The 13,370-nt window shown below is 72.8% G+C and carries 12 protein-coding genes and 1 rRNA gene; 8 read left to right on the top strand and 5 right to left on the bottom strand.

Translation table 11 applies throughout. The annotated features are described in order from the left end of the window. Positions 1-258: 258 nt before the first annotated feature. Complete coding sequence (locus OTB16_RS38510) at positions 259-405, bottom strand: hypothetical protein (RefSeq protein WP_267727503.1); 147 nt, start codon at positions 403-405, stop codon at positions 259-261. A 160-nt stretch (positions 406-565) separates the two neighbouring features. Between OTB16_RS38510 and OTB16_RS38505 the strand changes: the two genes are divergently transcribed. Then, the gene (locus tag OTB16_RS38505; RefSeq protein ID WP_420717884.1) at positions 566-1,444 is read left to right on the top strand and encodes a pentapeptide repeat-containing protein; all 879 of its coding nucleotides are present in this window, start codon (positions 566-568) and stop codon (positions 1,442-1,444) included. 260 nt (positions 1,445-1,704) lie between these two features. Here OTB16_RS38505 and OTB16_RS38500 read toward each other — a convergent pair whose 3' ends face one another. After that, complete coding sequence (locus OTB16_RS38500; RefSeq protein ID WP_324290943.1) at positions 1,705-2,859, bottom strand: alpha/beta fold hydrolase; 1,155 nt, start codon at positions 2,857-2,859, stop codon at positions 1,705-1,707. A 264-nt stretch (positions 2,860-3,123) separates the two neighbouring features. Here OTB16_RS38500 and OTB16_RS38490 point away from each other — a divergent pair, with 264 nt between their 5' ends. Beyond that, on the top strand, positions 3,124-3,564 hold the full coding sequence (locus tag OTB16_RS38490) for a hypothetical protein (RefSeq protein WP_267727500.1): 441 nt from the start codon (positions 3,124-3,126) through the stop codon (positions 3,562-3,564). 902 nt (positions 3,565-4,466) lie between these two features. Here the strand turns inward: OTB16_RS38490 and OTB16_RS38485 are convergent. Further along, positions 4,467-5,069, bottom strand: a complete 603-nt coding sequence (locus OTB16_RS38485; protein ID WP_267727498.1) for a hypothetical protein — start codon at positions 5,067-5,069, stop codon at positions 4,467-4,469. Positions 5,070-5,473: 404 nt separating this feature from the next. On the opposite strand from OTB16_RS38485, the gene OTB16_RS38480 reads away from it, so the two are divergent. The 6 genes from OTB16_RS38480 (at position 5,474) to OTB16_RS38455 (ending at position 12,638) form a co-directional block, all read left to right on the top strand. Then, positions 5,474-5,782, top strand: coding sequence for a hypothetical protein (locus tag OTB16_RS38480; RefSeq protein ID WP_031145169.1), 309 nt, complete (start codon positions 5,474-5,476; stop codon positions 5,780-5,782). A 97-nt stretch (positions 5,783-5,879) separates the two neighbouring features. Then, positions 5,880-6,707: a hypothetical protein gene (locus OTB16_RS38475; protein ID WP_267727496.1), complete on the top strand. Its 828-nt coding sequence runs from the start codon at positions 5,880-5,882 to the stop codon at positions 6,705-6,707. Continuing rightward, on the top strand, positions 6,697-8,034 hold the full coding sequence (locus OTB16_RS38470) for a hypothetical protein (RefSeq protein WP_267727494.1): 1,338 nt from the start codon (positions 6,697-6,699) through the stop codon (positions 8,032-8,034). Before OTB16_RS38475 ends, OTB16_RS38470 begins: the two co-directional genes overlap by 11 nt. Continuing rightward, positions 8,031-9,593: an SCO6880 family protein gene (locus OTB16_RS38465; protein WP_267727492.1), complete on the top strand. Its 1,563-nt coding sequence runs from the start codon at positions 8,031-8,033 to the stop codon at positions 9,591-9,593. Before OTB16_RS38470 ends, OTB16_RS38465 begins: the two co-directional genes overlap by 4 nt. A 19-nt stretch (positions 9,594-9,612) precedes the next feature. After that, a complete protein-coding gene (locus OTB16_RS38460; RefSeq protein WP_267727490.1) occupies positions 9,613-11,028 on the top strand; it encodes an ATP-binding protein in 1,416 nt (471 codons plus the stop codon). 2 nt (positions 11,029-11,030) lie between these two features. Beyond that, a complete protein-coding gene (locus OTB16_RS38455; protein WP_267727488.1) occupies positions 11,031-12,638 on the top strand; it encodes a P-loop NTPase family protein in 1,608 nt (535 codons plus the stop codon). Here the strand turns inward: OTB16_RS38455 and OTB16_RS38450 are convergent. Then, positions 12,635-13,207 carry a GNAT family N-acetyltransferase gene (locus OTB16_RS38450; RefSeq protein ID WP_267727486.1) on the bottom strand — a complete coding sequence of 191 codons (573 nt, stop codon included), beginning with the start codon at positions 13,205-13,207 and terminating at the stop codon, positions 12,635-12,637. The genes OTB16_RS38455 and OTB16_RS38450 overlap by 4 nt on opposite strands. Before the next feature lie 93 nt (positions 13,208-13,300). Continuing rightward, positions 13,301-13,370: ribosomal RNA gene (gene rrf, locus OTB16_RS39870) — 5S ribosomal RNA — on the bottom strand; the annotation flags it as partial.

The following is a 13,370-nucleotide window of genomic DNA, read 5'->3' as shown; positions in this document are numbered from 1 at the left end:
GCCCCGCGACCCCCCGCCCCCGGACCCCCTCTCCCAGCGCTCCCTTCCGGCCCACAACCGACATCACGTTGCTCCGCTCCCGGGTGACCACTCCCGCCGAGCTGACGACCTGGGCCGGCCCCGCCTTCTCCTGGCCCCTGGCCCCTGGCCCCTGGCCCCTGGCCCCTGGACGACGGGCAGCTCTCCGCCTACGCCGCCGAGCCCGGCCGCCACACCTGGACGGCCCTGTCCCCCGAGGGGCGGCCCGTCGGGCACGCCTCACCGTCCGGCACCCGCCTCGGCCGCGTCCTGATCGCCCCCGGCGCCCGCGGCCGGGAACTCGGCGCCGCGATGGTGTCCCTGGTCGTCGAGCGGGTCTTCGGCGAGCTGGGCGGACCGGAGCTCGGCCTCGGCGTCTTGGCCCACACACGGCAGCCCTGCGCGTCTACGAACGGCTCGGCTTCCACACGCTGCGGGTGGACGAGGAAGTAGTGGAAGTGGACGTCGTGGAAGTGGACGTCGTGGAAGTGGACGTCGTCCGCTGGTCCGCCCACGAGATGCGACTCACCTCCCTGGGGGCGTGACAATGGACGACATGCCCCAGCCGCCCGCTCCCGACACCCCCGCCACGCCGGACCTCCCCACCCCGCCGCCGGCCCTGCCCACCCTGCCTCTCCTGCGAGCCGACTGCGCGAACTGCTTCGCCCTCTGCTGCGTCGCCCTCCCCTTCGCCAAGTCCAGCGACTTCGCCGCGAACAAGCCCGCGGGCACGCCCTGCAAGAACCTCGGCCAGGACTTCCGCTGCGGCATCCACACCCGGCTGCGCGACTCGGGATACCGCGGCTGCACGGTCTTCGACTGCTTCGGCGCGGGCCAGCAGGTCTCCCAGGTCACCTTCGGTGGCCGCGACTGGCGCGGCCACCCGGGCACCGCCCGGCGGATGTACGAGGTCTTCCCCGTGATGCGGCAGCTCCACGAGCTGCTCGCCTACGTCGCCGAGGCCCTGGCCCACCCGGCCACCGCCCCGGTCCACCCCGGGCTGCGCCGCGCCCTGGCCGAAACCGAGCGGTGGACGCGCGCCGACGCCGACGCCCTCGCGGACCTGGACGTGGGCACCCTGCGCCAGGACGTCAACGCGCTGCTCCTGAAGGCCAGCGAGCTCGTACGGTCCAAAGTGCCGGGCCGCACCAAGAACCACCGCGGCGCCGACCTGATGGGCGCCCGGCTCTCCGGCACGGACCTGCGCGGCGCGAACCTCCGCGGCGCCTACCTGATCGCCGCCGACCTCAGCCGCGCCGACCTCCGCACGGCAGACCTGATCGGCGCCGACCTCCGCGACGCGAACCTCCGCGGCGCCGACCTCCGCGACGCGCTCTTCCTCACCCAGCCCCAACTGAACGCGGCCCAGGGCAACCCCTCCACCCGCATCCCCCATCCCCTAACCCACCCCACCCACTGGACCTGACCCCACCCCCGCCCCAAGAAGCCGGGGCCGAGCCCCGATCTCAGCCCCGCCATCCCCACCCAGCCCGACCAGTCCCCACCCAGCCCGGCCGAGCCCATCTCAGCCCCGCCGGCGTTTGAGGCGCGGGGCCCGGGGCAGAGCCCCGCAACGCACCGGCACCAACCCACAGCCCGGCACGGTCACGGCGCAGCCCAGCCCAGCCCAGCGGCCCGGTAACGGCACACCCCCCCCCCGAACCCCCCCCCCCCGGGACGGGACCGTCACACCCGCGCCAAAAACCCCCGCACGGCGGCGACGAACCCCTCCGGATCCCCCGCATGCACCGCGTGCCCGGCCGGCAGCTCCACCAGCCGCACCCCCGCCCGCCGCACCGTCATCTCCCGCGCGTGCTCCGCCGACAGCACCCCGCTCCGCTCCCCCCGCACCAGCAGCGTCGGACTGCGCACCGCCAGCCCGTCCCCCCCGTGGTCCCCGTTCAGCTCCCGCTGCGAAGCCACCACGTCCTCGGCCTCGAACCCGGTCCCCCACCCGTCCGCGTGCTCCCGCAGGAACCCCTCCAGGTGCGGCGCCGCGCTCCCCACCCCCGCCAGGAACCCGGCCCGCGTACGGGCCCGCCTCGGCCAGTCCCGTACGAACCACAGGTCGTCGTCGACCACCGCCCCAATGTCCTCGACCACCACCGCCCGCACCAGATCCGGCCGCCGCGCCGCGAGCTGGTACGCGGTGACCCCGCCCAGCGCATGCCCCAGCACCACCGCCGGCCCCAGCCCCAGGTGCTCCAGGACGGCCGCGGCGTCCGCCACGTACCCCTCCCTCCCGTAGTCCCCGGCCCGGTCCGACTCCCCGTGCCCCCGCTGGTCCAGGGTGATCACCCGCCATTCCGGCCCCACCTCACGGGCCAGCCGCCCGAAGGTCCGCCCGTCCTGGAAGTGCCCGTGCAGCGCGAGCAGCGGAGCGCCGTCCCCGCCGAAGTCCGTGTAGGCGAGCCGGCGGCCGTCCGCCGTCCCGACCGCACCCGGCAACGGGCCCAGCTTGTCGATGACCCGCCGGCGCAGCAGCTGGTACTCCTCCCAGCGCCTCGGCAGCCGCCCCGCGGGCCGCTTCCCCATCGGCCGCCCCGCAGTCACCGTCTGCCCGCGCCGGAACTGCTCCCGGGTCAGGTCGACCGGTATCCCCCCGGACAGCACGTTCCAGCAGTGGAACCCCTGCTGCTCCCCGTCGTGCCAGACCTCGCCGACGACCAGTTCGCCGCCGACGACGTCCTGGACGATCAGCGCCGTGATGTCACAGTGCCCCCAGGCCGGATTGTCGGCCGTCCACGGGGCCCGCTCCACGTCGTCGGGCGAGCAGGTCTCGGCCGACCATCCCGCCCGGATGGCCGCCTCGATATCGGCAAGGGTCCACGGAGTCGTCATGTCCCCAGCGTGCCGGACCCCACTGACAACGCCCCCGACAAGACGGTGAACAGCAGGCACTCCCCGCCGCACCCGCGGGGAGTAGAAGTGAACCCACGGGATCTCATACCGGTCGATCCAGCGGGATCCAGTACCGGTCCAGCACATGCGCGTGCGGCAGCGGCAGACCCGGCGCCCCGCCACCCGGAAACCACCGCCCGTACAGAGCCCCTCGCACCCCTCAGGCAACGCCAGCCCCTGCACCACCGCGTCCGCCGCCGACCAGTGCCCCAGCAGCAGCCGTACGAGCACCCCGTCGTCCGGCACGCCCACCGCCCGCCAGCCCCGCCACCGCCTCCGGCCCGGACGGATACCCCCGCCACCGCCTCCGGCCCGGACGGATACCCCCGCGCCCGCCGCTCCAGCTCCGGCTCCGGCTCCGGCTCCGGCTCCCGGACCAGCTCCTCCCGCCGCAGGATCCGCGCCATCATCCCGCCGCCCACCGGGTACCGCTGCCGGTATCCGCACCCCCACGCCCGTACGATCCGCCCGACCAGGCTGTCGGCGGGCTCCCGCACGGTGAACTCCGCCACCCGCGGCTCCCGGCACCGCGCCGCCAGCTCGGCGAGCAGCCTCGGCGCCCCCGCCGCGTCGACCGCGCCCATCTCGTGCACCACCAGGCTCCGCACGCCGTCCCCGAAGGCCCGCCCCGTCACCAGCGCGTAGCCGGCCACCGCCCCGTCCCCGCCCTCCAGCACCAGCACCAGCACCAACAGCTCCGACCCCGGCATCCACGTCCCCTGCGGAACCCGCCCGTCCCAGCCGGCCTCCCGCACCCGGCTCCACGGCCGTTCGGCGTGCACCGCGTTGAAGATCCGCACCACCGCGAGCAGATCCGCACCGGTCCCCCACCGAACCGGTCCCCCGCCGCACCCGACCCACACCGCTCCCGCGTCCACCGTCCCCACCCGCAAAACCCGCAACACCCGCCCGTTCCACGGCACGTACGGGCACCACCAGAGCCCCTCCCCCGAGCGCCGTCACGAAGCCCCGCTGCCCGTAGGCCCCAGCTCCCTCGATCGCCTCCGACACGAAGCCGCCCGCCACCCGCTCCCGCATCCCCGCGACGGTCCACCCCGCCGATCCCCTCGCTGGCCACCGCGACGGCCCCGAACCGCAGCCGGAAGGAGACGACTTCGAGCGAGCACACCGGCTCGGGGCGCCCTCGCGCCGCATCCGGCAGTGCCCCACCCCGCCAATGAGCTGTTCCTCGTACGAGAATCCCCGCTCCAGGCGCGCCAGTGTGAAGGTCCCGCCCGGGCGCCCGCCAGACGTGTATGCGCCCCTCGCGCACCCACACGCCCCCCCGACCACCGGCGGGGAGCTCACCGAACGCCCACCGACACCGCCCGGGCAGGCCGCGGGCCGCGCCGATGACTCCGCGTAGGCACCCACGTCCACCGGCACCACGCACACGAGGGCGCCGCGACCGGCCCGAGCACCCGATCACGACACCCTCACACCCCGCCCCACACCACAGGACCCTCACGCCTCACATCACCGCCGGCTCCCCCACCGGAACCCGGGCCGCGCGGAACCCGGGCCGCGCGGACCCACGCCCGCGGGGCTCAGGCCGGCCGGATCACCGCCGACCAGCCCTGGCTGCAGTCCAGTCCCGCCGTGGCGCAGAAGTTCTCGTACAGGTCACCCCTGACGGTGAGCACCTTCACGTAGACCCGATCCCCGGCGAGCTTCACGGACACGCCACAGGCGTCCCGCGGCTGCCCCGGCGTCACGGAGCGGCTCAGGTCCCGCCACACGTAGCCGCGGGTCGCCGCGAACCGGTAGCCGACGTACACTTTCCCCCGGTTCACCACCCCGCTGTACTCGGCGCCCGACTGCGAGCCCGGCACCCCGACCGTGTCGATGTCCGCGCACGGCCCGGGCTGGCCAGGCTGACCCGACGGACCCCGGTCGCCCTTCGGCCCCCGCAGACCCGACGGACCCCGGTCTCCCTTGGGCCCCTTGGGGCCCGTACAGGCCGCGCGGTTCCCGTCGTACCCGGAACCGCCCTTGGCGCACGCGGCGACGGCCGCGGACCCCGAAACCCCGTCCACCCCCGGCGCGGCCGCCACGACCTGGGCCGAGGCACCCGTGAGCGCGAGCGCCAGCGGCACCGCGAGACCGCCGGCCAGCCACGCACGCCGACCCGCCCTGATTGCAGAACCCATCCGTCCACTCCTTCCGTCGCCGTACCGATCGACGTGGAGCATCCCGCGCAATCACGCGCACCGATCGAATGACTGACGGAATGTCGGACATATGTCAGCGGGTCGGCCCAACGACACGCACGCCCACTGCGCCGAACGGCGGCCCCTCACCCCGCCCCCCGTACGCCGAGACGGCAATCATTGCCCGAGGTCACCCCCCGTGATACACAGAGTGACCATACGTTCTTTCGCATACACACCACCCCGGCCCAGGTCAGAGCGCGCGGGCGGTGCGCGGGTCGGGAGAACGGGTAAAGAGAGCCGCCAAGTCGACGACGGCGCCGGTTTCATCAGGGAAGATAGTGCGTGACCCATGCCGTCGGGCACGGGCTACCGGAACTACCCATACAGGGGCGGTGAGTTGCATGATCCTGGCAGCCGAAAAGGGCGACATCACCACCATCATCGGCGGAATCGCCCCGAACTGGGGGCCTTTCGGCAGTCTCGGCAACGAGGCGAAGATCATGATCGAGGTCGTCATGGCCGTCGCGATCCTCCTCTGCCTCGGCATCGCCATCTGGGGCGCGGCCAAACAGCGCATCGGCGCGACCGCCCTTCGCGACACGTTCAGCGCGGAACAGGGCAAGGGCCTGATCGTGGCCGGCCTCACGGGCGTCTTCATCATCGGCTCCCTCGGCACCCTCTTCACGATCGTCTACGGAATGGCCGTATAGCCGGGCCGCCGCGGCCGCACCTGATGAGGACTCACCACACCGCACCTACGCGGGAACCAGCGCAACCGTCGTACGACGCGGAGGGGGCCGACACGGAATGAGCAACGACGACCAGTACGGCGGCGGCTACGGCGAGGTCGGCGGCACGGGCCAGACCCGCACCCGCCTCCCGGACTCCCCGACGGACCCGTACGGCCCCACCCGCCGCACCCCGCGCGCCTCCCGCAGCCTGATCACGGTGGTCGGCGTGGTGGTCCTCCTGATCGCGGCGATCGCCTTCGCAAACCAGTCCCCGGACCCCCCTTCCACCGACCAGACACAGGACAGCCCGTCGAGCTCGTCGACGTCCCCGACGGGCAACCGGCCGGTAGACGGGAAGAACGGCGGCGTGCCCTCAGGTTTCGCCCAGAACGAGCAGGGTGCGCAGTCTGCCGCGTCGAACTTCGCAGTGGCACTCGGCTCTGACGGCATGTTCAACACCGCCCGCCGGCACGGCATCGTGGACGCCCTATCCGACGAGAGCACACGGGCCACGCTGCAATCGGGCTTCGACGCGGACTACTCCGCCACTCTGCTGTCCCAGATCGGACTGACCAAGGACGGTCTCGCCCCGGCCGGCGCGACGTTCGTGAGCCGCACCGTACCGGTCGGTGCAAAGGTGCGGAACTTCGCGAGCGGCAGCGCTGCCGTCGACGTCTGGTGCGTCGGAATGTTCGGCCTGACCGGAGAGAAGTCCACTCGTCCGGTCACCAACAGCTGGTTCACGCTCTCCATGACGCTCAAGTGGAACGGGTCCGACTGGAAGGTAGTGGCAACGGCCCAGAAGGACGGCCCCACTCCCGTCACCGGCGACAACCCCGTATCCGACTCAGGGGAGATCGCAGGTGCCGTCAACGAGTTCGGAGGGTTCACCTATGCCCGGTAGCCCCCGCAACCCGCTGCGGCGGGTCGTTGCCGCCGTCGTGGCCGTCCAAACGGCGGCATGGTGCTTCGCCGGGCGCGCGGTCGCCGCGCCGACGCCCACACCAACGCCAACACCGACACCCGCACCGAGTACGAGCAACGACCCCTGCTCCCTCATCGCCGGGCCCGCCCGGCAGTACTGCGAACGCGGCTCCACCGGCGGCGCCGCCGCCCCCGGCCTCGCCCCCAGCGATCCCGCCGACGCCCTCAACCCCCTGGCCTCCCTCGCCAAAGGCTGCGCCGACGCCGCAGCCTGGATCGTCACCAAGCTCAGCGAAGCGGTCAAGGGCACCGCCGAAGTCGACTTCACCAACGACACCTTCCTCAAGCAGTACGCCGTCGTCTTCGCCGCCTCCACCATCCTCACCCTCGTCCTGTGGCTCTTCGCCGTCGCCAAGCGCGCCATCCGCGGAGTCCCCCTCACCACCGCCATCTCCGAAGCCATCGGCTTCCTCTGGCTCACCGTCCTCGCCTCCGCCTTCACCCCCCTCGTCCTCTACACGATCGTCTCCGCCACCGACGGCGTCACCGAGGTCATCGCCGCCGCCACCGGCGGCCAGACCGACGTCTTCTTCGGCTCCTTCACCGAAGCCCTCAAGAAGGGCGACGACATCGGCGGCGGCCCGATCATGCTGATCGTCGTCGCACTCGTCACCGTCCTCGCCGCCGGAGTGCTCTACCTCGAGCTGTTCATCCGCGCCGCCCTCCTCTACGTCGGCGCCCTCCTCGGCGTCGTCGTCTACGCGGGACTCGTCGACCGCAACCTCTGGGGCCACGTCCGCCGCTGGGCCGGCATCATGATCGCCGTCATCCTCGTGAAGCCGGTCATCGTGATCGTCCTCGGCCTCGCCGGCGCCCTGGCCGGCGAGGAGGGCCCCAACGCCTTCTCCGCCGTCGTCACCGGCCTCGCCATCATCCTGCTGGCGATCTTCGCCTCCGCGATGATCTACCGCTTCGTCCCCGGCTTCGGCGACGAGATCGCCTCCGCCCGCTCCAACCGCAGCAAGGCCACCGACGGCGCCCAGGCCGCCGCCGTCATCAGCTCGCCGGCCTCCCTCGTCTCACAGGGCATCAAGACCCACAGCAGCCGCGGCGCCCACCGCGGCGGCGACGGCGGCGGCTCCCACAGCGCGCCCCGCCCCGCCAACCCCATCTCCGGAGGCGTGGCCGCCCACAGCAGCCGCGGCACCGGTGGCGGAGCCGGCGGCGGATCCGTCCCCTCCGCCACACCCCCGCCCCGCACGAGCACGAGTTCGAGCACGAGGAACACAGGAGGTGACGGGCGTTGACGACCCAGTCCCACCAGATGCACCCGGTCGCACCCCGCCGCACGTATCTCATCGGCCGGGCCCGGCCGAACGCGATCGTCGGAAAGAACCGCGAGACCGGCGAGATCGCCCTGATCATCGCGGGGGCGTTCCTCGGCATGATGAGCGGACTGCTCGTCCCCGACCTCACCCTGCGCATCGTCAGCCTCGCCGGCTTCCCCATGATCGCGCTAGCCGCCGTGTACGTCCCGTACAAGGGCCGCACCTTCTACCGCTGGTTCGAGATCGGCCGAAGCTACAAGCGCATCCTGCGCCGCGGCACCGCCTACCGCTCCGGCGCCATGGAAGCCGGCTTCCGCGGCGCCGACGGCCGCGAGGTCGAGGTCGGCCCGCCCCCCGGCATCGGCCGCATCAACTGGCTCGCCGCCCCCTTCGGCCCCGACGAGATCGCCGTCCTCCTCCACGCGGACCGCAGGACCGTCACCGCCGCCATCGAGATCGAGGGCCCCGGCGTCGGCCTGCGCGACAGCGAGGACCAGGAAGCCCTCGTCGACCGCTTCGGCACCCTGCTCAAGCACGTCGCCAACGGCGACGGCTTCGTCACCCGCCTCCAGATGCTCGCCCGTACGCTCCCCGCCGACCCCGACGCGCACGCCAAGGACGTCGCCCGGCGCGGCGACACCCAGGCCCCCGGCTGGCTCCGCGACTCCTACGAGCAGCTCCAGTCGATGGTGTCCACCTCCTCCGAGCAGCACCGCGCGTACCTCGTCGCCTGCATGCACTACACGCGCGAACTCTCCGCCGAGGCCCACACCATCGCCCGCGCCTCCACCCCCCACAAGGGCCGCAGGCTCGACCGCGACGCCGGCCTCGCCATCGTCATGGCCCGCGAGCTCACCGACATCTGCGCCCGCCTCGCCGAAGCCGACATCCGCGTACGCCAGCCCCTGGGCCAGGGCCGCCTCTCCTCCCTCGTGCACTCCATGTACGACCCGGACCACCCCATCGACCACATCCAGGCCATGACCAAGCGCAACGCCTGGCCGGCCGAACTCGACGCGGTGGAACCCACCTACCTCCAGGCCAAGACCCGCGAGTCCTCCACCCGCGCCCCCTGGTGCCACGCCACCGCCTGGGTGAAGGAATGGCCGATGACGCCCGTCGGCGTCAACTTCCTCGCCCCCCTCCTCGTCCACACCCCCGACGTGATCCGCACGGTCGCCGTCACCATGGATCTGGAGCCCACCGAGATCGCCATCGAGCGGATGCTCACCGAGAAGACCAACGACGAGGCCGACGCCTCCCGCGCCGCCAAGATGAACCGCACCGTCGACCCCCGCGACATCGCCGCCCACGGCCGGCTCGACCAGAGGGGTGAAGATCTCGCCAGCGGTGCGGCGGGAGTCAACCTGGTCGGGTACATCACGGTGTCCTCGCGTTCACCGGAAGCCCTCGCCCGCGACAAGCGCACCATCCGCGCCTCCGCCGGCAAGTCCTACCTGAAGCTCGAGTGGTGCGACCGCGAGCACCACCGCGCCTTCGTCAACACGCTGCCGTTCGCCACCGGCATCCGACGCTAGCCGGAAGGAAGTGCCGCCCATGCGCGATCCCATGTCCGCCCTGACGGACGCCTTCACCGGCTTCCTCTTCGGCAAAGTCGAGACCACGCGCCTGCCCGTACGCACCTCCACCGGGCAGGCGCAGGCCGTCTACCTGCCCACCGCCGCCCCCGGCCTCGGCGACTCCGGCGTCATCATCGGCCGCGAGGTCTACAGCGGCAAGGGCTACATCTACGACCCCTTCCAGCTGTACGGCCAGCAGCTCCCGGCCCCCCACTGGCTGGTCCTCGGCGAGTCCGGCAACGGCAAGTCCGCCCTGGAGAAGACGTACGTCCTGCGCCAGCTCCGCTTCAAGGACCGCCAGGTCGTCGTCCTCGACGCCCAGGGCGAGGACGGCGTCGGCGAGTGGAACCTGATCGCCCAGCAGCTGGGAATAACCCCCATCCGCCTGGATCCGATCGCCGCGAACGACGACGGCATCCGCCTCAACCCGCTCGACCCGGCCATCACCACGACCGGGCAGCTCGCCCTGCTCCGCACCATCATCGAAGTCGCCATGGGCCACGGCCTCGACGAACGCGCCGGCTTCGCCCTCAAGGTCGCCCACGCCTACGTCGTCGACTCCATCCGCGAACGCCAGCCCGTCCTCACCGACATCGTCGAACAGCTCCGCCACCCGAAGCCCGAATCGGCCCTCGCGATGAACGTCGACATAGACGATGTCCGCGCCTGGGGCCTCGACGTCGCGCTCGTCATCGACCGCCTCGTCGACGGCGACCTGCGCGGCATGTTCGACGGCCCCACCACCGTCGGCATCGACCTCGACGCGCCCCTCATCGTCTTCGACCTGTCCCACATCGACCGCAACTCCATCGCCATGCCCATCCTGATGGCGATCGTCGGCGTCTGGCTCGAGCACACCTGGATCCGGCCCGACCGCAAGAAACGCATCTTCCTCGTCGAAGAGGCCTGGCACATCATCAACAGCCCCTTCGTCGCCCAGCTGTTCCAGCGCCTCCTGAAGTTCGGCCGCCGCCTCGGCCTGTCCTTCGTCGCCGTCGTCCACCACCTCTCCGACGTCGTCGACGGCGCCGCCGCACGCGAAGCCGCGGCCATCCTCAAGATGGCCTCCACCAGAACCATCTACGCCCAGAAGGCAGACGAGGCCCGTGCCACCGGCCTCGTCCTCGGCCTGCCCCGCTGGGCCGTCGAGATCATCCCCACCCTCACCCCCGGCATCGCGGTCTGGGACGTCAACGGCAACGTCCAGGTGGTCAAACACCTCATCACCGAAGCCGAACGCCCCCTCGTCTACACCGACCGCGCCATGACCGAGTCCTCAGCCCCCGCCCCCCTCCACGACGACATGCTCGCCGCGGAACTGGAGGCGGAGGAACGGGCCCTGTCCATCGAGCGCCGCCGCGGCGGCCCGGGCGCCGCGACCACGGTGGCCTGACCATGCCCGACTCGCGACGTACGGACACCCCCGCCCGCGGCGGCGTCCCCGACGGCCTGCTCCTCGGCCTCCTCGGCTTCCTCCTCGGCCTGGCCGTCCTCGTCTGGACGGCCACCGGCCTGGCCGCCCTGTTCGCCAAGGGCGCCTGGCCGGACACCGTCACCTTCACCCGGACCCCGGAAGCCGTCCGCGCCCTGATAGCGCAGCCGCACGACGTCGCGGGCGCCTGGCCGGACACCGCCGCCGAGGCGCTCCCGGGCTGGGGCCTGTTCTGGGGGCTGTTCGTCAGCCAGCTCCTGGCGATGTTCGTCCTGGCCGTCTTCGCCATCGGCGTGATCGCCCGCACCAAGTCCCGCCGCGCCCTCGCCCGCCAGGCCGCCCGCGAACCGGCACCGTACGAAGCCACCCCGCCGCCGCCCGCCCCGGCAACCGCCACCGAGGCCAAGCCCCTGGCGTACGCACCCGTACCGCCGGCCGCCCTCCCCACCCCGGCGCCCGCCCCGCAGGCCCCACCCCACATCCCCGCCCCGCACCACGCGCCCGTGACCGCCGCCGCACCGCTCGCGGCGGCCCCGGCCGGCCCCGTACGGCCCACGGCCGCCGCCGGCACCCCGGACCGCGCCGGCGCCCCAGCGGACGAGGCCTACCGCTACGGCTTCGGCTACGCCCCCGCCACCCCGCCGCCCCTCACCACCCCGCCCCGCCAACTCGCCTACGCCGGCCCCGCCGAGCGCCACCACCTCGCCGCTCGGGCCATCGCCGCCGCCGAGGGCGCCGCCCTCGTCGTGACCTCGTCCCCCGCCCTGTGGGCCGAGACCAAGGACGCCCGCGCCAAACTCGGCCCGGTCCTCCTCTACGACCCCTCCCACCTCTGCGACACCCCGGCCCGCATGCACTGGAACCCGGCCGAGGGCTGCGCCGACCGCGACACCGCCGCCGCCCGCGCGACCGCCCTGCTGGCCCCCGTACGCCCGCAGGCCCGCCTGGACGCCGCGGTCGCCGACACCGCCGAAACGCTCCTGCGGAGCTGGCTCCAGGCGGCGGCCCTCGACAACCGCCCCTTCAAGCACCTGCACCGCTGGACCCAGGGTGCCAACGCCCAGGAACCCGTACGCGTCCTGCGCACCCACCCCCACGCCGCGGCCGGCGCCGCCGGAGAACTCGAAAGCGCCCTCACCGCCCACCCCGAACGCCGCGAACTCGCCCAGCACCTGACGGCCCGAGCCCTCTCCTGCCTCGCCTCGATCCACATCCGCGAGGCCTGCACCCCGAACCGAACCGATTCCCTCACCCTGGCTTCGTTCCTGGGCGAAGGGGGCAGCCTCTACGTGGTGGGCGAACCGCTGGAAGACCCCCGTACCCACCCGGGTGCGATGCCGTTGCTCACCGCACTCGTCTCGCACGTGGTCGAGCACGGCCGCCGCGTGGCCGCACGGTCATCCCGCGGTCGGCTCGACCCACCACTCTCGCTGATCCTGGACGACGTGGCGGCCGTGGCCCCCGTCCCCCAGCTCCCGAACCTCCTGACGGACGACGCCCTCCCCCTGCTCGCCCTCTGCCGCAGCCGCGAACAGGCCCGCTCCCGCTGGCCCCACACCGACCTCCCCTAAGCCCCGGGTCCCCCGGCCGGCCGGGGAAACACGTACTCCCGTTCCTTCACCGAAGCGTCCCCCGGCACCGGCACGACCACCCCGCTCGCCCGGAACCCGCACCGCCGGTAGAAGGCCTCGGCCCGCGCGTTCTCCTCGTGCACGAAAAGCCGTACGCGCTCCAGCGCCGGCTCCCGCAGCGACCAGGCCCAACCCAGCGCGGCCCCGAACAACGCCTCCCCCAGCCCAATCCCCCGCTGCCCGCTCCGCACGAAGACCCCCACAACATGCCCCTGCGCCCGCTCCACCGACCGCTCGAAGAAGTCCGTGGTCCCGCCCTCCTCCACGAGCACGGTCACCGACCCGGCCCAGGTCCCGTCCGCGGCCTCGGCAACGAACTGCCGCGCGGCCCGCCCGTGGGAAACCCCCGCCGCCCGGTCCCGCCAGACCGCATCCGGCCTGGCCTCGGCCTGCTCCACGGTCTCCAGGAAGGCGACCGACGCCGCCGGATCCCGGAGCGCGTCGATCCGCAGATCCCTTACCTTCTGCCATTCGTCACCACGGACCGCCCGTACCACGTACCCATTCATGATCGCGATCCTAACGACCACCAAAAAACCGAACCAGGTCCGGAACGCAGAAAAGCCCCGCACCATAAGGTGCGGGGCTTTCCCACAATAATTGTTCGGCGGCGTCCTACTCTCCCACAGGGTCCCCCCTGCAGTACCATCGGCGCTGAAAGGCTTAGCTTCC

It is taken from the genome of Streptomyces antarcticus (genome assembly GCF_026627255.1).
Taxonomy (GTDB): Bacteria; Actinomycetota; Actinomycetes; order Streptomycetales; family Streptomycetaceae; genus Streptomyces; species Streptomyces antarcticus.
Note: the sequence above shows the minus strand (reverse complement) of the source record. Positions and strands in the feature narration are given on the sequence as shown.